The sequence below is a fragment of the Rhodohalobacter sp. genome, assembly GCF_034521535.1.
Classification (GTDB): Bacteria; Bacteroidota; Rhodothermia; order Balneolales; family Balneolaceae; genus Rhodohalobacter.
The window spans coordinates 320,484-341,252 of the sequence record NZ_JAXHMF010000001.1; the positions used below are offsets into that span (position 1 = coordinate 320,484).

The 20,769-nt window shown below is 43.8% G+C and carries 9 protein-coding genes; 1 reads left to right on the top strand and 8 read right to left on the bottom strand.

The window, feature by feature from the left end; genetic code table 11:
• The 8 genes from U5K35_RS01470 to U5K35_RS01505 all read right to left on the bottom strand — a co-directional run bounded on the left by U5K35_RS01470 (position 1) and on the right by U5K35_RS01505 (position 19,996).
• Positions 1 to 3,735: a GAF domain-containing protein gene (locus tag U5K35_RS01470; RefSeq protein WP_322569698.1), complete on the bottom strand. Its 3,735-nt coding sequence runs from the start codon at positions 3,733 to 3,735 to the stop codon at positions 1 to 3.
• A gap of 181 nt (positions 3,736 to 3,916) precedes the next feature.
• Positions 3,917 to 8,206, bottom strand: coding sequence for a two-component regulator propeller domain-containing protein (locus U5K35_RS01475; protein ID WP_322569699.1), 4,290 nt, complete (start codon positions 8,204 to 8,206; stop codon positions 3,917 to 3,919).
• A gap of 151 nt (positions 8,207 to 8,357) precedes the next feature.
• Positions 8,358 to 8,843 carry a hypothetical protein gene (locus tag U5K35_RS01480; RefSeq protein ID WP_322569700.1) on the bottom strand — a complete coding sequence of 162 codons (486 nt, stop codon included), beginning with the start codon at positions 8,841 to 8,843 and terminating at the stop codon, positions 8,358 to 8,360.
• Positions 8,844 to 8,991: 148 nt separating this feature from the next.
• Positions 8,992 to 12,159, bottom strand: a complete 3,168-nt coding sequence (locus U5K35_RS01485; RefSeq protein WP_322569701.1) for a two-component regulator propeller domain-containing protein — start codon at positions 12,157 to 12,159, stop codon at positions 8,992 to 8,994.
• Positions 12,160 to 12,454: 295 nt separating this feature from the next.
• On the bottom strand, positions 12,455 to 12,937 hold the full coding sequence (locus U5K35_RS01490) for a hypothetical protein (RefSeq protein WP_322569702.1): 483 nt from the start codon (positions 12,935 to 12,937) through the stop codon (positions 12,455 to 12,457).
• On the bottom strand, positions 12,894 to 14,048 hold the full coding sequence (locus U5K35_RS01495; RefSeq protein ID WP_322569703.1) for a hypothetical protein: 1,155 nt from the start codon (positions 14,046 to 14,048) through the stop codon (positions 12,894 to 12,896). The genes U5K35_RS01490 and U5K35_RS01495 overlap by 44 nt, the downstream gene beginning before the upstream one ends.
• 186 nt (positions 14,049 to 14,234) lie before the next feature.
• Entirely contained in the window at positions 14,235 to 18,431 is a 4,197-nt protein-coding gene (locus U5K35_RS01500) for a two-component regulator propeller domain-containing protein (protein WP_322569704.1), read from the bottom strand.
• Between the two features lie 602 nt (positions 18,432 to 19,033).
• Entirely contained in the window at positions 19,034 to 19,996 is a 963-nt protein-coding gene (locus U5K35_RS01505; RefSeq protein ID WP_322569705.1) for an aldo/keto reductase, read from the bottom strand.
• A gap of 308 nt (positions 19,997 to 20,304) precedes the next feature.
• On the opposite strand from U5K35_RS01505, the gene U5K35_RS01510 reads away from it, so the two are divergent.
• Positions 20,305 to 20,763 carry a hypothetical protein gene (locus tag U5K35_RS01510; RefSeq protein ID WP_322569706.1) on the top strand — a complete coding sequence of 153 codons (459 nt, stop codon included), beginning with the start codon at positions 20,305 to 20,307 and terminating at the stop codon, positions 20,761 to 20,763.
• Positions 20,764 to 20,769: the final 6 nt, after the last annotated feature.

A 20,769-nucleotide genomic window follows, 5' to 3' on the forward strand; every position in this document is an offset into this window, starting at 1 on the left:
TTAGCCTCTTGGGATATTAATTATGAAACAAGTTTTCTCATCTTCGACTGACTCGATGTCGATTTTTCCGCCATGCGCTTTAATAATATCATTGGTGATACTGAGCCCAAGCCCTGTACCGGCGGTTCCTTTCTTGGTGGTAAAAAACGGCTGCAGAATTTTATCCTTCATCTCGTCGGGAATTCCGGGACCGTTGTCTTGGATTTCGAGTGTAATGGTATTGGTGTTGGATTTTGTGCGAACGGTGAGTTTGGGGCGGTAGCTTTCGCCATGCGCAGAGCGCTCGGCGCTTAGCGTACGCATCGCATCAAACGCATTGTTAACCAAATTCAAAATCACCCGGCTAAAATCTTCGGCGATTAGCGGCACTTCGTCCACTGAGTCGTCCAGCTGAAGGTCGATGTCTACATTAATAGGTTCCTTACTGGCGCGCATTCCGTGAAAAGCAAGGTTTACATACTCCTTAATAAGCGGATTCAGAAGCGTTAGTTCAATTTTTCCATCCCCGCCGCGCGAGTGCTGCAGCATGGATTTTACGATGGAGTCAGCGCGGGTGCCGTGTTTATGGATGGTTTTGAGGTTGGCTTCGATATCGTTTAGGATGTCGAGGATGAGTTCTGTGTCGGGGCTCAATCCAGCATCCCCTCTTGAGAGGGGATTGAGGGGTGTGTTAGCAGAGTTGGAAGTTGCTTCAGATTTATGAGGTCGATTAACATACTCTGCCTCAACATCTTCCGCTGAAGTTTCGGACGATAAGCCGGACACATCTCTTGCTTCGGCTTCGCCGTCCTTTCCCCCTTCAAAAGGGGAGGACACCCCTCGCCTGTGCTCCGCTTCGGCACTCCCCTCAAGGGGAGAGCTCACCTTCTCACTTTTCACTTTTGCCTTTTGACTTGCTAGTCCCCGGTCCTCCGTCACCCGTTGAATTTCATTCCGCACTTCCTCCACCAATTCCACACTTAGCTCTGAAAAGTTATTCACAAAGTTCAGAGGATTCTTAATCTCATGGGCAATGCCGGCCGTAAGCTGGCCGAGGGAGGCGAGTTTTTCCTGTTGAATGAGTTGTTCTTGGACTGATTTGAGATCGGTTAGTGCTGCCTGTAGTTTTTGGTAGGCTTCGGCGTTTTGCATGGCAATACCCACATTGGCGGCAATGGTTGTAAGTAGCCGTTGATCACTTTCAGTAAAGCGGTTTTCCTGCTCCTTACTTTGAACACTGATCACCCCAATAGATTTTTTACCGGCTAAAATGGGAACACCAAGATACGATTCGACCATTTCCCCCTTCTTTTCCGCCTCAATTTTTTCATAGGCTTCTTCCAGATCATGATTGACCAACAGTGGCTCTTTTTTTAGAATGATCTTTTCGGTGATACCATTACCAAAAGGCCGGGATTCTGCAACGTCCCCAAAGTAATATGGGAAATGGAGCATATCGGTTTTAAGATCATGAATAGCCAGATAAACAATATCAGCTTTAAAGGTTTCTCTCATTTGTTCACCTACAAATTCAATTAGCCTGTCAAATTCAAGCTGAGAAACCATCGCCTTACTGATGTTATTTACAGTCTGAAGTTCAGCGGCACGTTGTTCAGTTTCTGAAAGCAGGCGTGTGGTTTCATTAAACAGACGGGCATTTTCGAGAGCAACACTCATACTGTTGGTAAGGGTTGTAAGCAGCCGCACATCCGATTCCGTAAAAGCATTTTCTTCTTCAACATTTTGCAGACTGATAGAGCCAATAACTTTATCACCTACAATCATCGGTACAAATATGGCAGATTTTGGGGGCAGCCCTTTGCTTACTCCATGTTCGGTATCCCCATATTTTCTTGCGGTTTCTACATAATCTTCGTTAATGAGGAGGGATTCTTTTGTTTTGATAAGATGTTTATTTGCCCAAATGAATGGACGCGGATCTACATGAAGCTGTTCGCCGTTTTCAATGGCATATTCCCAGTTTTCTATTTTATTTTCATGATCAAATGTACGAATGAGCATGGTTTGGGTGTTTAGAACTTCACAAATACGGTTCCCCACAAGTTTGTAAATAGCGTTCATATCCATCTCTCGTACCAAGCCTTCCTGAACGCTGTTGATAACAGCCAGTTCTGCATTTCGCTGTTCGGTTTCCACTAACAATCGGTTGGTCTCATTGAATAGCCGTGCATTTTCGAGAGCTACCGTCATACTGTTGGCAAGGGTACTCAGTAACCTTACATCAGAATTACTGAAAGCATGTTCACGGTCATTATTTTGGAGGGTCAGGTACCCTCTTACTTCCTCACCCACAATCATAGGAACATATAAAGCTGATTTCGCCAATCGGGTACCGGGTACGGGCTTTATTCTTTCCCCTTTAATCTCAGAAAGTATCTCAGCTGCATTTTCCTGTATGTTAAGGATGGATTTTTCATGGATAATCTTCTCTCTGATCTTATCATAAGGCCTCACGTTAGGATACATTCTGGTGCCATCCTCAAACAGATATTTCCAATCTTCTGTCTTGGCTTTGTGGTCGAAAGTCACAATACCGGTCACCTGTGCATCAAATAATTGATGTATTCTATTTCCAACCAGATTATAGATACCCTGCATATCCATCTCGGCAACCAGCCCTTGCTGCACACTGTTGATAACGGCCAGTTCCGCATTTCGCTGTTCTGCTTCGTTAAATAGCCGCGCATTTTCAAGAGCCACGCTCATACTGTTGGCGAGCGTACTTAATAACCGGATATCGGATTCGCTGAAAGCGTATTCCCGATCCAGATTTTGAAGACTTACGTATCCGCGAACTGTTTCTCCGACTATAAGAGGAACAAATACCATGGATTTTGGAAAGACGGTTCCGGGGATTGCTTTGGGGGGTTGACCCGTAATTGTGGAATAAGCCTCTTTGGCGTTTTCTTCAATACTGATAAGATGCTGAGTGTTGATAAGACGTTGACGAATCTTATCGTAAGGACGGGGTGAAGGATTCATTCGCTTGCCTTCTTCAAATAAATATTGAAAATCTTCGATACTGGATTCGTGATTAAATGTGGCAATTGCGGTAACCTGCGAATCAAAAAGGTCTCTGATTTTATCACCCACCAGATCATAGATACCCTGCATGTCCATCTCGGCAACCAAACCCTGCTGCACACTGTTAATCACAGCCAGTTCCGCATTTCGCTGTTCGGTTTCATTAAACAGCCGTGCGTTCTCAAGAGCAACACTCATACTGTTTGAAAGAGTACTGAGTAACTGTACATCCGAATCTGAAAAGGCATTTTCCCGATCCAGGTTTTGAAGGCTCACACAACCCATTACGGCGTCACCGACCATAAGAGGAACAAAAAGCAGTGTTTTGGGAAGCCGGGTACCAGGAACGGCTACATGTTTTTCGCCGGTGATCTCGTAAATGGCATCATCCGCATTTTCTTTAATGTGTAAAATGGATTTGTTGTCTATAATCCATTTCCGAATGTTATTCAGAGGGCGTGATTCCGGAAAGATCTGTTCTCCGTCTTCAAACAAATATTGAAAATGCTCGAGCCCTGCGTCATGGTCAAAGGAGTAGATTCCGGTAACCTGGGCATCGAATAAATTTCTGATATGATCGCCCACAAGCTGATAAATATGTGCAAGATCTTTTTGCTCAAGCAGTGCTTTTTGAACATTATTGATTACCGCTAATTCAGCTTCTCGTTGTTCAAGTTTGGCTAAAGTATCGGACGCATTTTCATTGCTCATATCGTTTTTATTTATGAACGGTTAATAAATTTCAGGGATAGCCATGGTTTTTAGAATTTCATGGAAGATGTTTGTCCCTAACTGGACCGGTTTTGTTTTTGATTACTACTCTATTCATCCATGTAATTATATAATCTGTTTAATTCAGTACCACGCCAAGGCTTCGTAATGCAGGCGTGATTCAAACCATTGGCAGCGAAATAACAAACACACTACCATTTCCTTCCTCGGTTTTAATGTCTAATTCTCCACCGTGCGCCTTTACAATATCGTTGGTAATACTCAAACCAAGCCCTGTACCCGCTGTCCCTTTCTTTGTGGTAAAAAACGGCTGCAAAATTTTATCCTTCATCTCCTCCGGAATACCCGGCCCGTTGTCCTCGATTTCGATGGTGATGGTGTTGCCAGTTTTTTGAGTTATCACTGTAAGTTTGGGGTGGTAGCGTACGCTTTGCGCAGAGCGCTCAGCGCCAAACGTACGCATGGCATCAAACGCATTATTCGTCAGGTTCAAAATCACACGGCTAAAATCCTCGGCAATCAGGGGCACCTCACCGACAGACTCATCCAGCTGCAGATCAATATCCACATTGATGGGCTCTTTTCCGGCGCGCATGCCGTGGAACGCCAGGTTCACATACTCTTTGATGAGCGGGTTGAGTGGAGTCGGTTCCAGCTTGCCATCCCCGCCACGCGAGTGCTGCAGCATGGATTTTACAATAGAATCGGCCCGGGATCCGTGTTTGTGGATGGTTTTAAGGTTGGCTTCGATGTCGTTGAGGATCTCGAGTAAAAAGTCCCCTCTGGAGAGGGGATTGAGGGGTGTGTTAGAAGGATTTTGACCAGACTCTGAACCTTTCCCTTTTTCGAGATCCGCTACATCCCCCACCTCCGTCCCGAAAGTATTCGGGACTCCGGCACCCCCTTCAAAGGGGGAGGACACCCCTCGCCTGCGCTCCGCTTCGGCACTCCCCTCGAGGGGAGATTTCTCCTTTTCACTTTTCACTTCCTTGTTCTCCGAAGCTTTAGCGTAGGGGAATGCCTTTTGCCTTGCCGGTCCCCGGTCCTCCGTTACCCGTCTCACTTCTTCCCGCGCCTCCTCAATCAATTCCACACTCAACTCCGAAAAATTATTCACAAAATTGAGCGGATTCTTGATCTCGTGGGCGATGCCGGCGGTGAGCTGACCCAGGGAGGCGAGCTTTTCCTGTTGCACAAGTTGCTGCTGCATGTTCTGGAGTTCACTAAGTGTGGCATTGAGCTGCCTGTAGGCCGAAGCGTTATCAATTGCGATGGCGGCATAGGTTGCCAGGTTTCGCAACAGGTTCACGTGATAGGCGGAGTAGGCATTTTTGTTAAAACTCTGAGTGGTAATCACTCCGATTACCTTGTCCTGATGAATCAGCGGCAGATAGAGTATAGATTGTGACTCTTCGCCTTCAATTGGAGCCTGATATGATTTTACATATTGTTTGTGCTCTTTTGCATAATCACCAACAATGATTTCCTCTTTATTCTTGAAACAGTAAACGGCCAGCCGGTCTTCATCATCCAGATGATTTACGAAAGGAGACAGCATCTTTCCCTTTTCCTTCGTGGCTGGAAATTCCAGACAGTTTTTCTCTTTGTTATAAATGCCAACCCCAAAGATAGCTGCATCCATAAGGCCATTTACGTTTTCGTAGACAGTTTCAATGATTTTGTCTACCGAAAGCGTGGATGTGATGGTTCGGCCTATCTGGCTAAGCTTTTCGGTATCCGCCCGGCGGTTGTTTTCGGCTTCAGCGCGTAGTTCTGCATCTCTTAAGGTTTGACGCTCATGTTCTTTTTTAGATATACGCTTACGCTGAACACGGTCAACTCCAAATGCCAAAAATCCTATCATTCCTATGCCGGCAACATAGGCCCACCAGGTTCTGTACCAGGGGGGTAAGATGGTCAGGTTGATGGAAGTGCCCTCATCATTCCAAATGCCGTCGGCATTGGCTGCCTTCACTTTAAAGGTATAATCTCCTTCAGGAAGATTGGTGTAAGTTGCGGATCGTTTATTGCCGGCATCTATCCAGTCGGGATCAAAATTTACTAACTGATACGCGTAGACGTTGCTTTCGGAATTGGCAAAATGAAGAGCTACATAATCAAACGTAACCTCATTTTGACTGTAACTGAGCGTGATTTTCTCGGTTTGATCCAGGGTTTTTTTGAGAGGGGAATCCGGACCGACCGCCACTGATTGATTGAAGATTTTAAAATCTGAAAGGACAACCTGCGGCGGTATTTCGTTTATATGAAGCTGTTCCGGATCAAAAGCTGTTACACCATTCCCGCTTCCGAAATACATAATCCCATCAGCACTTTTAAAAAATGCGTTTTGGCTGTATTCAAGCGCCATAAGCCCATCGTCCAGCCCGTAATTTCTAAAGGTTTCTGTGACCGGATCAAAGTTTGAAATCCCCTTGTTGGTGCTCATCCAAAGCGTGCCATTTTCATCCTCCAACACGGAATAGAGCGTATTATTCGGCAATCCATCATCTGTGATATAGTGCCTGGCTGTACGACTGTTCGTATCAAACCGGTTCAATCCGCCATTTTGGGTAGCCAGCCAAAGAATACCGGGTTCTTCAGGGCGTTCGAGTAAGCTTGAAATCTGATTATTGTTGATGGTTGTGGTATCTCTTGAGTCGTATCTTGACGCAATAGTAACTTCGTTATCGTTCGGATTGTACCGAAGCAGACCGTTATTTGACCCTAACCAAAGAATGCCGTTCAAATCCTGATACATTGACAGAACGGCCGGGCCAAATTCAACGCCGATTTCTTCTTTTGGCAGAGGGATGTGTTTATGGGATCCGGTTCGGGTATCGAACAGATCAAGCCCGCCAACACTCCCTATCCACAGTTTTGTTCTATCTGATGCCGTGGGTAACAGGGAAAATAGATTGTTCCGACCAAGAGTCTCTTCTGAGTTTTCATGCCGATAGCGGGTAAAGTTTCCGGTATTACGATCAAATAAGTTAAGTCCCCCGCTGGTTCCCACCCAAAAATTATTATCTCCATCTTCTGCAAATACCCGGATTGTACCGAAAATGATAGAGGTCGAATCATCAGGGGAGTGCGAATGGCGAACTGTTTTTCCTGACACTGCGTCGAATTGTGTCAATACATCACCAACCGATCCACGGTCACTGCCAACCCAAAGTGTACCTTCGCGATCTTCATAAACGCCCCATACAATACCCGGCGCAATGCTTTGGTCATTATTAGGATTATGTCTGAGATGAGTGAAATTAACAGCTCCGGGGTTGAATGCAGCAAGTCCTTCGGTGGCTGTACCCACCCAAATTGTCCCTGAACGATCGGTATACATGGATTGAACCAGGTTGTCGCTCAGGCTGTTCGCATCACGGGGGTTATTTCGGTAGGAGGTAAACGTTTCGGTTAGCATATCGAAACGGGATATTCCGGTACCCGGACCACCTACCCACAATATATCAGGGCTATCCGGATCCGGAACGACCTGGTGCAAAAAGTTTAGCGGATTTGTTTCTGACCCCGTATTTGGAGCAATAATGAACCTTTCATTTTCGTCGGTCTCGCTATTCAGCCGTACCAAACCATTACCGGTAGCTAACCAGTGTATATTAGGGGAAGCGGGTGGATGAAACTGATCCAGAATATTTTGAGCAGCTCCGTAGTAGGGAGGGTCAAAGTCGGGATCATGTAAGAAACGCGTAATTTCATCCGTTTCCGGATCTATTCGGTTTACTCCATTAGTTGAACCCGCCCAGATAAATCCATTCTGATCTTCATTTACCCAGAAAATCGTGCGGGAAGATATTGTGGACGGATTTTCAGGATCGTGAGTAAAGCGCATAAACGTGCCGTCGTCACCTGCCCGCATTCTATTCAGGCCTTCATCAAAGGTACTTACCCATAAATCTCCTCGGCTATCTTCAAATGGCAGAAAGGCTTGGTTGCTCGACATGGAGGTGGAATCATCAGGATCATGTTTGTACTTGGTAAATTCACCGGTAGCCTGATCGAGTCGATTCAAACCTGTGGCTTCTGTGGTAGCCCAGATATCACCATTTTTTGATTCGGCCATTCCCCACACCCAGTTATCGGAAAGAGAGGTTGTATCAAACGGAGTGGCGGAATAAATTTTAAACTCGTGTCCATCGTAGCGGTGGAGCCCTCCTTGCGTGGCAATCCACAGAAAGCCTTTACTGTCCTGAATGATGGTATTTGCTGAAGACTGTGCCATGCCATTTTCAAGGCCGATGTTTTCAAACCTCAGTGAGGGGGCATCGGGGCCAATGAGAGTGGTTGGAGCAATTTCGTCTGTTTGAGAGTAGGCCGGTATTGAAACACAGAGGAACAGCAGGAGTGCACTAAAGAAACCCCCCGCGACTCGCAGCAACTTCAAGGATATACGTATGTTGAATTGAAAATGTGTCCTGCTATTATTCATAAGAGGATTCTTTGGCTGAAGGGTGAATGGAAAATTGAGGCTCATTTTTAGGCGATTTAACGCCCTTTTTATTTCCTTTAGTGATATGCAATGGAAAGATTTCGCAGTCATGAGCTTCCGAACGTCTGTGGATCTAAATAGCCTTTCTGGATTAATAAGATTGATGACCTTTTGCATTACGATTTCCGTTTAATCGGCTCATAGCTGTAGTCAGGTGTCTCGAGTGATCCGGATCTTTGATCCACGACACGATATCTTCATTTGATGATTGCAGCATTATAAGAGCTGAACCCAGTGCCGGAAGGAATTCATCCTGCTCTATTGCAGAAGGATACGAGAGATTGGAGGTAAACGGTCCGTGAAGCAACAGGTCAATCTCACCGCTTTTAATGAGTTTTTGAGCAACAGTTCGATCGGTAGTAATAAGTACTTCAACTTCAGGTTCGAGAACGGATTTCAACTCATTTGAAATATCAAGTAGTAAATCATGAGACCAGCAGTAAATCAGAATAGTTTTCTTCTGAGCCTGAAGATTCTCTGCGGTTGAGCCTGCAATCAGGTCAGCTTCCAGTCGAACATATTCGGAAGGTGAAGTATTATCATCCGGTAAATTCTTTGGATTGGATTGGTCAGGCATAGGTATCAATGTTTTATTACTGCTCAATCTAAGCCATGGCAAACCGGATATGTTATATCAGTGTCGCAATGTGTTGATGAGAGGTCTCAACCCGAATCTAGTTGATTTATCGGTAGTTGAAATAGGCAGAAACTATACACAGTGATCTCTATTCAGATGAGTGTGGAAGGCTTATTACAAAAGCAGCGCCACCCAGTTCAGACTCAGCAAGTTCAAGCTTACCGTTGTGGATCTGGGTTATAAAATCATAGCTGAGGCTCAATCCAAGTCCGGTTCCCTCACCTGTAGGCTTTGTGGTGAAAAAGGGCTCAAAAATTTTCTCTTTGATATTTTCGGGAATACCGGGCCCGTTGTCAGAAATTTTTACAGCTACATGACCATTTGTACGAAAAGTGGAAATTTTAATTTCGGGCTTGAACTCTGATGAAGAGTTTTTCTTATAGTCCCAAACTGAGTCAATCGCGTTTTCTATGATGTTTTGCAAAACCTGCCCGACTTTTTGCGGGATAATCCTTACATCAGTAATGGTTGAGTCGAGACTGGTATGTATGAGTATATCCAGGTTGTTGATCCGGGATTTCTTTCCCTGATGGGCCAGTTCTGCGTAATCTTTGATTAATTGATTCAGTTGAACCGTTTCAAATTTACCATGACCGCCCCGGGAATGCTGCATCATGGAGCGAACAATGGAGTCGGCCCGCTTGCCGTGCTCGTCAATTTTTTGAGTGTTGAAGGAGAGGTTTTTAAGGATGTAATCGATCTCCGTCTGGTTGCCGTCTTTTATAGCTGTTTTTAGTTCGTCAACAAGCTCCCTGGAAACTTCAGAAAAGTTATTGATGAAATTAAGAGGGTTTTTAATTTCATGAGCGATGCCGGTTGAGAGCCTTCCAAGCGATGCCATTTTCTCGGCCTGTATCAGCCGTTTCTGCGTCGACTTTAACTCATGGTAGGCTATCTCCAGCTCTTTTGCCTTTTCCAACTCTGCGGCTTTCAGCTCATTTTCTGCCTGTAAAGCTTTGGCCTGAGCCTCAGCTGCTTCGGCCTTCAGCTCTGTTTCGCGTAAATATGCGGTCTCTCTTTCCTTTTTGAAAAGGCGTGCACGTTGTATTCGATCAACGGTAAATATTCCCAGGCCAATAATGATAAAATAGAAGAGAAATACCCACCAGCTTAATAGCACGGGCGGGTTCACCATAAAAGAAAAGGAAAGCGGTTCGGTTGAACGGATATCGTTCTCATTTATGGCAATTACTTCGAACGTATAGGTTTTTGGGAAAAAATATGCGGTAAGATTCGTGTAATTGATTCTTGTATCCGATTTTACGGGAGACCATTCATCATTAAAGCCAAGCAGCCGGGTTTGATACCTTATTTGCCGTTCATTACTGAAACTGAGCGCAGCATATTCAAATAGAAACTCATTGTTTTCTCCCCTAATATGTTCAGATGTGAAATTTGTCAGCTTAAGCTTGGGGGGTAACTCATTTTTTTTGTCAACAGTGGGGTTGTACAGTGTGATCCCTTTTGCAGTTCCAAAATAGAGAGTTCCTTCTGCATCGAACTGGACGGATCCGTAATACCAAACTTCGTTATCTACCAGCCCGTCAAGGCGGGTAACGGTGTCTAAGACTTTGGCGGACTCACTCTCAATTTCTGCAAGTCCTTGATTAGTGCCTGCCCAAATGTTACCCGTAACAGGGGATACCGCAAAACTGGTTACATTATTGGCGCTGAGCCCATTAGCTGTGGTTACAAGATGCTTTAAGTTTTTGGTATTGGCGTCAACCACGGCCAATCCAACCGGTGTGCCAACCCACATGGAACCTGAATGCCATAACATCTTTTCAATCTGATTGGATGGAGCACCCGTCTCGGCTGACCACCAAGGTTCAAACAGTGTAATTGGCTGATCTGAACTTTCATTTTGAATCAACGTTTCCAGGGTAATCGGATCTATACTTCGATAAATTCCACGATCTCTTGTACCCACCCACAAAAATCCCTCACTGTCAAAAGCTACAGAATGAAAGATGGCGGCCGGTAAACCGGTTTCCATGCCCAAAGTGTAGAGATTGTCATCAATCACGCAGTACACAGCCTGATAAGCAGGGAACCAGATACTCTCAATATTTGCCTCCTGCTTGGGACGTTCACGTATAAATAGTTTATCAACTGCCAGGATACTGTTTGCCGGGTAGCTCGACATGATTGCGGAGGTTCCAAAAACTGAAATTTCACTGCTTGAAGAAGCTTCGGAAAGTGGGCGTGCACCTGAGAATGAAAGGCTGTTCAAGCCTCTGTTTGTTCCAATCCATACCCTGCCGGTGGGATCATAAGCCAGGCCGTTCACCCAGCTACCCGATAGTCCCTCTTCCAGCTGTAGATACTGGGAATCAAAATTTTCATCGATACAGGCAACACCTCCTTCAGATGTCCCTGCCCAGATACGGCACGGATTGGATTGATTTGATGAGGGGAGTACACTATTTATGGATGCTGAGGGGAGAACCGGTTGTTCACCTGCATAAGAAATGGCAGTCAGGTTTTGAAAAGCTTTGTAATTATATCTGAGCTTTGAGACACCTCCCGATTGGGCAATCCAGATGTTGTTTTCACGATCTTGAATCACATTGTAGATAACTTCACTGAGAAGACCGTTAGTCCGGGTATATGAAGCAATTAACCGTCCTGTTAAAGGGTCAATATTTTGCAATCCCGAGCCCTCAGAAGATACCCAGAGAGTACCGTCAGAAGCTGCAGTGATATCGGGAATATTACTTGTAGAAATGGAGTTTACGAAAATGAACTCCGGTTCGTTATTTTCTTCATTTAATTTCCAGACGCTTCCCGATTGTTCCCCTCCCCAAAGGATGCCATCCGGACTTTCAAACAGTGTATTAATATTTAAATGAGAACCTGTAGTGTATATGCCGGTAACCACCCCGTCAAGGATCTCAAGGAGTTCACCGCCCAGCAGAGCTGCCCAAACGGTTCCGTTATTTCTGGAAATAAGCGATCTTACGGCAAGATTTTGATTAGAATGGTCGCCGGCTGTCGAAAGGGTATCCGATTCTATACTTACGGATGAGGTGAAATGATAGCGTATCAATCCTAAACTTTCTGTACCCACCCAAATATTCCCATCATTATCGGCAGTCATTCGATTATGGTTAACAGCAACATTCACAAGATTTGTATCGCCAATTTTTCTAGTGAAACGTACTTTTTCTCCGATCCCGTAATTATTCAAGGGTTTTTCTGATACCACAATGCCCGCATTGGAACTTACCCAAAGCCTTCCTGATGGATCTTCCATTATATCCCATGTATACAAATCGGCGAGGCCATCATCTAACCCATACGTATCCAGGTTTACGCCGTCGTAACGGGCAATGCCGGACGAATAGATGGTAAACCAGATGTATCCCTTGACTGTCCTGATAAACCTGTGTTACCTCTGCCGATGGGAGAGGATTCAATTCATTTTCAGGTGTATAGTGTGTGAACGGGAGGACCTGTCCTCCAGCCACATTTGGAAAAATAAGTATTAAAGCTGCAATGGAGAGCAGGAGATGTTTCATATTGAATACACACTTTCGGTTGAAGTAGGTTTAATTTGTCCCTACTCCTCCACCCCCGGTTCCGGTTCTGTTAAAAGCTGAAAGCAGGCTAATTGTATCTTCAGTGGTAGTTAATGAAGATTCAGTAGGTGCCGGCATCTTCTCAATAGTACTGTTCGAATTGAATGCTTCAGCTTCCGGCGTTGAAAATAGTTCAGCTGCAACAGACTCTGCATATGCAAGAAGTGCAAGATCAAAATCGAGATTGCCGGACCCTCTGCCGCTTACAACATTGAGTTCTGCTGTCAACAGTTCAATCAATAACTGATTGGCAAGAGTTTTTTTATTAGACCTGAGAATGTCATAAGCTGATTGAAATTTATTTGATCCAAACCGGAATGGTTCAGAAAGCAGAAGATCTTCGATTTCAATAAGGTAGCCCATCAGCAGTTCGGTAGAGATGTCAAGAGCGGGTATGTCTTCATCTTTATTACCTCTGCCCGGGACTTGAACTGAATTTCTGGCAAGAAGCATCTGCTTTTTCCAGAACCTTGAAGTTTTCTGTTTTCAGAGTGATGGTTCCCTCTTCAAACTGCTCAATCATTTTCTCGATCTGCGGAGCAAAACCAAAATTGACGCCTGATACGTTATCGCTTACTATAGTTATGGTAAATGGACCCGAACTGGTTGGTGTGTAATTGGTAAACAACCCTTCATTGAAATCGTCGGGATCATCTGTCATTTCCAATACTTCAATTGTGTATTCTGTTTCAGCGTCACCGGTATAAACATCAAAGGAGAATTCCCCGGTTGAGGATGTAGTCTGTTCTATGGTATTTCCATGTGGATCAGTAATGGTAACCGTGACATTTTGAGCGCCGGACTCCAAGTCGTTTTTAATCTCATCTTCATTGGCGTCGATATAAACAGATCCCGAAATAGTATAGAATCCTTCACAAAACTCAGTGTCCGGATTGTCGCAGGTAAGAAAACCGCCGTTTTGGCTATCATCGCCCGTGTGGGCAAAAATAAGATAGGGAGAGTTTGGTGAGTAAGTATAGACTGAATTTTCCAGTCTTACTTTTTCAACGATAGCTTTTACTTTTTCGATGCTGAAATTAGGCTGGCCGTCGGTAAGCATATCGGAGGGCATATTACCCGAAGCAAGAACCTCATCGAGGTCAAATCTGGGCTCTTCGATCAGCGACCAGATGGAGACCTGGATCTCTTTGTAAGTAATTGAAGGATCTTCCGCTATCAATCTATTTTTGATGGATAACAGGTAGTTAAGAGGCCTCCAGGTTTCACTCCCATACGTTGAATAGTTATCGATACCCCGGTGAACATCTCCGTTTGATGTAATAGGTTTATTCCACTCCAGGCACCAACCTTCTGTTAAACCCTCTTTTACAATGGTGTTGTTGGTTACATCGCTCACGTCAAATGCAAAATAACTGTTCATACCCTTGGCATCACCTTTATGAATGGTGAATGTTGTATTGGAAGCTCCCTCTACTGCTTCTAATTCAACATAAGGCGCAATTGAATCCTCGAAACTATTATTAATCGTGCTTTCACATGCAGCCATAAAAAGTAGAATAGCTGCAAAAAGAGCCGGAATGGTTAAAATTCTGTGTGATTTCATGATGGTTGTTCCCTGCGTAGTTTGATTTTTTTGGATTAACTCTCAAGAGGCCCATTTTTTGTGCCGAATAATTTTTTTACCCATGGATATATTATCATTTAGATTGTCCAACTTGTTATTGAGAGGTCGCAGAGTGTTGGATATATGTCCAATATGAGTCTTATAGAGTAGATCCGGTATGAACGGCTACACCTTTTCTGTTGATGAGATATACTCGGTAGGTGTCTGGTTGTAGTGATCCCGAAATACACGTGAAAAATGAGCAACATTCTTAAAGCCTACGGAGTAAGCAATTTCACTGACCGTTCCGGCTTTTTGTGCCAATAGTTGTGCGCCCAATTCCAGGCGAATTCTGCGAATGAGTGCGCTCGGTGTTTCGCCGGTAAGTTTTGTAAGGCGCCTGTGAAGGTTTGAGCGGCTTTGATTGACTTTTTCAGCGAGCTCACCAACCGAAAAGTTTTCATCAGACAGTTTTTCCTGAATCACCATTTTTACAGTGTTGAGAAATTGCTGGTCAGATGATTCAGTGATTACTGAATCGTGATGAATTTTTGATCCATTTGTCGGGCTGCTCATTTTAAACTGATGAACCAAACGCTTTTGTTGATCAAAGATACTTTTCAACCTTGCAAGAACTTCCCGGATATCAAACGGTTTGGTGATATAGTCGTTGGCCCCAATATCCAATCCCGACAATTTATCTTCTGCCTCGGCACGGGCGGTTAAGAGAATGACGGGAAGAAAATCTATTTCAGGATTGGAACGGATCTGTTTTAACAGAGAAAATCCGTCACCGTCGGGCATCATCACATCAGAAATGATAAGATCCGGCAGGTGATTGCTTAAAACATTTATAGCCTCATTGCCGGATGAAGCTTCAATGATGTTATACGATTCCTGCAGATGGCGGGTAAGGTAGACGCGGATATCGGAATGATCATCCACAATCAAAATGGTTTTTAACAGATTCCTGCTCTCTTCCGGATCGTCCAGCTCGTCGTCTACCACCTGTTTTGCGCTATCCAGCAGAGCCTCCTCACTTGGAGTTTCAGTATCGGATATGAGATTATTTTTGGATTTTTTGATGAGGCTGAAATCTGATATGGCAGTTGCCAGCGGAACCTGCACCGAAAATTTACTTCCCTTGCCAACCGAACTTTCTACAAGAATTTGACCACCGTGAAGCTCTGCAAGCTCCTTGGCAAGTGACAAGCCAATGCCGCTTCCGGGCTGCAGTTCCGATTTTTGAATTTGGTAAAATCTGTCAAATAAACGGGGAATATGACGCGATTCTATACCGGACCCGGTGTCTGAAACTGTTATTATAGCATGATTATCCCGAGCAATAATATCCAGTGTAATCACGCCTCGCTCGGGTGTAAATTTGAATGCATTGGAAAGCAGATTAGCTACAATTTTGTCGAAATGGCCGGGATCAAATTTTATAAAAACCGGCTCTTCAGGAATGATCACCTGGAATTTGATCTGTTTTTGAATGGCAGCCGCTTCAAATGGCTCGGAGAGGGTTTTTAAATATCGGCAGATATTGCCGGTCTGAAGATTCAGTTCAAATTTTTTGTTTTCAAGCCTTGCCAAGTCCATCAACTGACCCACCAGGCGAAGCAATCGACGCGCATTGCGCAAACTCAAGTCAATTTGCTGTTTGGCTGCAGGTCCTAAAACTCCATATTTCCCTGACTTCAAATCGGAAAGCGGGCCAATGGTTAGTGTTAAAGGAGTTCTGAATTCGTGACTTATGTTTGCGAAAAAACGGTTCTTCTCATTTGCCAGAATCTTGAGTTGTTCAGTCTGTTGTTCTGTCTTCATTTTTTCCGACCTGAGATCCTCAGTGCGCCGCTCAACCAACTTTCCGAGATTAGTCTCCCGTTTAATTAAATGACGGAGTCGCAGGCGATATCCTCCCGCAATCAGTAAACCAAAAGCCAGGATAAGAAGAACAGGAAACCAGGATGTTTCGAAGAAGTAGGGAGCTATCACAACAGCGTGTGAAGCTGCAACTGAACTGTTTTGATTTTCATCCAGATCAACCGTCACTAAAAACTGATATTCTCCTGCCGGAATATTTGTATAGATCGCCTCTCTTCGGCCTTCTGCATCTATCCAGTTTTCATCGAATCCTTCCAGCATATATCGAAACCGCAGCCGTTCAGGTGCTGAAAAAAAAGGAGCACTGTATTTTACAGTAAAACTGCGCTCATCATTTTTTAAGGGGGTTTCTTGCGATGAGATAAAACGGTTTTCCCCGTTACTGATAATCTCTTCAATCACTACATTCGGTATAGGGTAGTTTAAATCAATGTTGTCGGGGTCTATCAAAACAATGCCTTCCTGCGTAGTAAAATAGAGCCGGCCATCTTTTGATTTGAAACCTGTGTTCTGAAAGCCTCCGTTTGCTTCGCGGTTTCGCATACCGTCCCGTTCGTTGTAGGAAACGGATTGGACATGAACTCTTTTCCCATCCGCAAAATCGTGCAGCTGCTGAACCGGAACCCAGAATATTCCACGGTTTGTACTGATCCACATTCGTCCGTGATCGTCCGTCAGCATTTTGTGCAGGCCATCATCAAAAAGCCCGTCGGCCTTGCGAATGGTCTTAATTTCCCCGGTTGCCGGGTTGAGCCGGTTCAAACCGCGGTCTTCCGATGCTATCCAGATGTAACCCTGAGGGTCTGCATGCAAAGCTCTGATATTATTACTGGATAAGCCGTTCTCAACAGTGATAGCCTCGATGTTGCCGTTTTTGAAACGAAGTACACCATTGCCGTTCGTAGCCATCCAAATTGTACCGTCATCTGTTTCTATCAGATACCGGACAAGCCGGTATACATTTTGATAAAAGGCAGGAATGACTTCAATTTCTCCGTTTTCCAGTCTGTACAGCCCTTCGTTTGTGCCAAACCACATTCTTTTTTTACTGTCCTCAAGAAGGGTAAAAACGTTTTTTCCAAAGAGCTGATCCACTCGTTCAAAATCCAGACAGGCACCGGTAATCGTTCTGTTTTCAGATCTGCAGTAGTGATATCCATTCCAGATAGTTCCGTCTGATGATTCAAAAAATGTAGCTGTTGTCCCCTCATTTTTTCGGTTGATGATATCAATTGCCTCTCCGTTTGAATCAACCTGTGTAAGGTCAGAAAAGAAACCGCCGGCCCATAACGTGTTGTAGGAATCTGAAAAAACACCATAAAAACTGTTCAGAGAGTGTTCGAATGTAATATTCCGGAGAATTGATTTCCGATAACGGAACAGTCCGTTTCTCATGGTTGAAATCCACAGGTTATCTTCCCGGTCGCAATAGATTGTCTTTCCGGTGGCACCGGCGCTGAAGATAAACTCACCGTTTTTATATACCCGGTTTTCCACAATCGACCATACTGATGAATCGCGACAAGTAGTGAAAGAGTTGCCCAGAAATTCAGGAAAGGAGCCATAACTTTGGTAGTCTATGAAGTCAATGGGTATAAGTTCATCGTTTTCGATCTTCATCAAACCGTTGAGGCTCATAACCATCATTTCTCCACTCTGACTTTCCTTTAAGCTGAGGAAGTAGGGGTGTATTTTATCCCAATCCGTTTTAAAATATGAGGGGGCAGTGATGGTTCGGTAACCATTTCTGTCAATTTTGGCTATTTCATTTCGGGTAATCCAAATTGTACCCTGTTGATCTTCAATAATGTGACTTGCTCCGGAAATGCCAATCGTTTTTATGGATTCAACGATCTCAAGATTTGAGTTAATGGTCCATAAATATCCATCCAGATCATGTAAGCGAATTAGTTTATCCCTGCCAACATGAATCGCCGTAATAGCTTTGTTTTTAAAAATTTCAGGCATGAATGGTTTCATTTCGCGGTCACGAAAAAGAAATACCCCACTGTTGGTTCCAATCCACGTTTGCTGCCCGTCAAATTTTGTGAAAATCCTATTGTTCATCGTGTCGGGCATTAAGTTCGGTGACAAGCTCTCGTTAAATGAGATGAACTCCCCGTTTTCATAAAGAATAAGATGACCCTGTTCGGTGTTGATCCAGAATGTGTTGCCGGCATCGGGTTGGATAGCTATGATACGATTGGATGGAAGAGAAGGGGTATTCCCGGAGTTGTACTCCTTGAATGTTACACCATCAAAACGTACAAGGCCGGTGAAGGTGGCCAGCCAGATAAATCCATCCGGTGTTTGATAAATCTGGTTTACATGATTGATCGGCAGGCCGTTTTTGGTTGTCCACTGTTCTGAAATATACTCAGAGGAATGATCGCTTTCGGATTGGATGATAGCAGTTTTATTCTGATCAATCTGACCAAATAGAGGTGTACTGACGAAAAAAAGAGTGATTAAGAGTGATAAGATTTTTTTACACATACGTTGTAAACCTCGAATATAGCACAGAAATTCGCGACTCAGGCTGATTAAAATCAATCAGCTTCTTTCTGAATCCGAAATCCGGTTGATGTTTAAATCAATTAAATCGTGCTCATCGCAGGATACAACTTCGTCTCTCTTGAATAAGGAATAGTCTCTAAAGTAATGGAAATACTTAACTAATAACTCAATGTAGTTCTGTAGGGGTTAAAATCAAAAGAAGTAATGATTAAATGATCTTAACCCGGCTACTTTTTAAAAATCGGATTGATTTATTTTAGTGTGGATATGCAAATAGGCACAAAATTGTCTCTTCCGAGGTTGTTTGCGTAAATAATATATCACAAAACAAATAGGTTGATTTTTACATCTAAGAACTTGCTTGCCCTGAAAGGGCAACGTCAATAACATAGTGCAAAGCGCTATGGTAAATGCATCTGCTATATGAGAAAGCCCTGACAGGGCGAAAACCTGACAAAACATTGCTTTGATTGCGCCCGCGTTAGGGCTGCTTAATCTTTTGATTTGCTATTATAAAAACCCGAACCCGGATGATTACCGGATTCGGGTTTATATTTCATTCGTATTACAAGAGGCGTTTTTTAACCCTGCTCGTCAAAAACGTCTCGGTACATATCGCTTTCTGTTTCGAAAACTTTGCCGTCCAGATATCGATAGTGCATATCCAGGGATTTTATCTTCTCCATATCCTCATCATCCAGGTTCAGCTCGGCACTTTTCAGATTTTCCTCAATTCTGCCGGCATTGGTTGATTTCGGAATCACAATCGTATCTCTTTCTACAGCCCACTTAATGAGAACCTGCGCGGGAGTTGCATCGTGTTTCTCTGCAATCTCATGAATGGTCTCATTTTCGAGCAGTGAAGGTTCATTATCCGCTTTCAGGGCATCCGGACGGTCACTGCTTCCCAGCGGGGAATAGGCCGTTACCAAAATGTTGTTGTCATTGCAGTAACTGAGCATGTCATTCTGCTGCAGATAAGGGTGCAGTTCTATCTGATTCATCTCCGGAGCATGATCGGTTTTTGAACTGAGATCTTTCAGCTTCTTGATACTGAAATTCGAAACACCCGCGTGTTTAATCAGCCCCTCGTTTTTTGCTTCAAGCATGGCTTCCCAGGTCTCAATCAGGGGAACCTCATCCAGTGAGAGATAATCATCGTCGCTCTGTGGAAATCCTTTAAGTCCGGGCTTAAACGCGATTGGCCAGTGCATCAGATAGAGATCGAGATAGTCCAGCTGAAGATCAGAGAGTGTTTGTTTCAGTGCCGGCACTACATCTTCTGACTTGTGTGCCGTATTCCACAATTTCGAGGTAATCCATACATCTTCACGATTTATGTCAAACTCGGAAATACTCTCCTGAAGCGCTGAGCCAACTTCCTTCTCATTTCCATACACCGCCGCGCCATCTATATGTCGATAACCAACTTTCAGGGCTGTTTTTACGGCATCTCCTACTTTGCCGGGATCAGATTTCCATGTACCCAACCCGATTGCGTCTATATTGTCACCGTTTTTGAATGTCTTCTTTTTCACTTTCATTGATCTATTTTTTTATTTGTTTTTCACTTCTCTTCCGTTCACTAGTACAATTGAATTTTAGGACTTTTCTGTTCCATTGTGAATTAATTTTCTATCTCCGATTTAATGAAAAAGAGGGAGTTTTTTTGGTTTTAAGCGCTCTTTCGAGGCATTTCATGTTTAAATAGAGGTGTCTTCATTTTCAGCAGATTAAATGCAGTTTTCCGGAAGGAAAAATTACAAGGATCCAAAATTGAATGACAGTCATATGTATGGTAATACGCATATATATAGTAAATAATAACCTTAACAATTATATAGAAGAGAAAATGAAAATATTTAAAATATTATTGATAATAACAGTTGCTGCCTTAACTGGTATTAGCTGCAGCGACAACAGTACAGCTATAGAAGAGGAAGAAGAACTGGAAAGTTTGGGAGTGCGACTGGTGAATACCGGTTCAGGAGAGTTTGAAGTTGAATCAAATGGAGAGAAATCAATCTTTTTTTGTTATGACGATGGTTGTGAAACTCCAGGAGGAGGTAGTTTCGCTACGGTCTCAGAAAATGATCAAATGGTATTTCATTTCTCAGAGCCGGAAAGGCAAGCAATCGGCGCATTTGTTGGATTTGAAGTTACTTCAGGACAAGGTAGATTTGAGCTTGTGAATGGAGTTTCCTATAACGATGACGGGTGGCAGGAATTTACTGTAAATGATGTAATTTATACTTCAGAGGAGTTTTCGAATGGCGATGTTGCAGAATATACTTACGGCGATATGAACTAAAGGAAA

Excerpts from the sequence above, each read along its gene's own strand:
- U5K35_RS01475 (WP_322569699.1), bottom strand. The coding sequence starts at position 8,206 with ATGAATAATAGCAGGACACATTTTCAATTCAACATACGTATATCCTTG.
- U5K35_RS01495 (WP_322569703.1), bottom strand. The coding sequence starts at position 14,048 with ATGAAATCACACAGAATTTTAACCATTCCGGCTCTTTTTGCAGCTATT.
- U5K35_RS01480 (WP_322569700.1), bottom strand. The coding sequence starts at position 8,843 with ATGCCTGACCAATCCAATCCAAAGAATTTACCGGATGATAATACTTCA.
- U5K35_RS01500 (WP_322569704.1), bottom strand. The coding sequence starts at position 18,431 with ATGTGTAAAAAAATCTTATCACTCTTAATCACTCTTTTTTTCGTCAGT.
- U5K35_RS01485 (WP_322569701.1), bottom strand. The coding sequence starts at position 12,159 with ATGGAAGATCCATCAGGAAGGCTTTGGGTAAGTTCCAATGCGGGCATT.
- U5K35_RS01505 (WP_322569705.1), bottom strand. The coding sequence starts at position 19,996 with ATGAAAGTGAAAAAGAAGACATTCAAAAACGGTGACAATATAGACGCA.
- U5K35_RS01470 (WP_322569698.1), bottom strand. The coding sequence starts at position 3,735 with ATGAGCAATGAAAATGCGTCCGATACTTTAGCCAAACTTGAACAACGA.
- U5K35_RS01490 (WP_322569702.1), bottom strand. The coding sequence starts at position 12,937 with ATGCTTCTTGCCAGAAATTCAGTTCAAGTCCCGGGCAGAGGTAATAAA.
- U5K35_RS01510 (WP_322569706.1), top strand. The coding sequence starts at position 20,305 with ATGAAAATATTTAAAATATTATTGATAATAACAGTTGCTGCCTTAACT.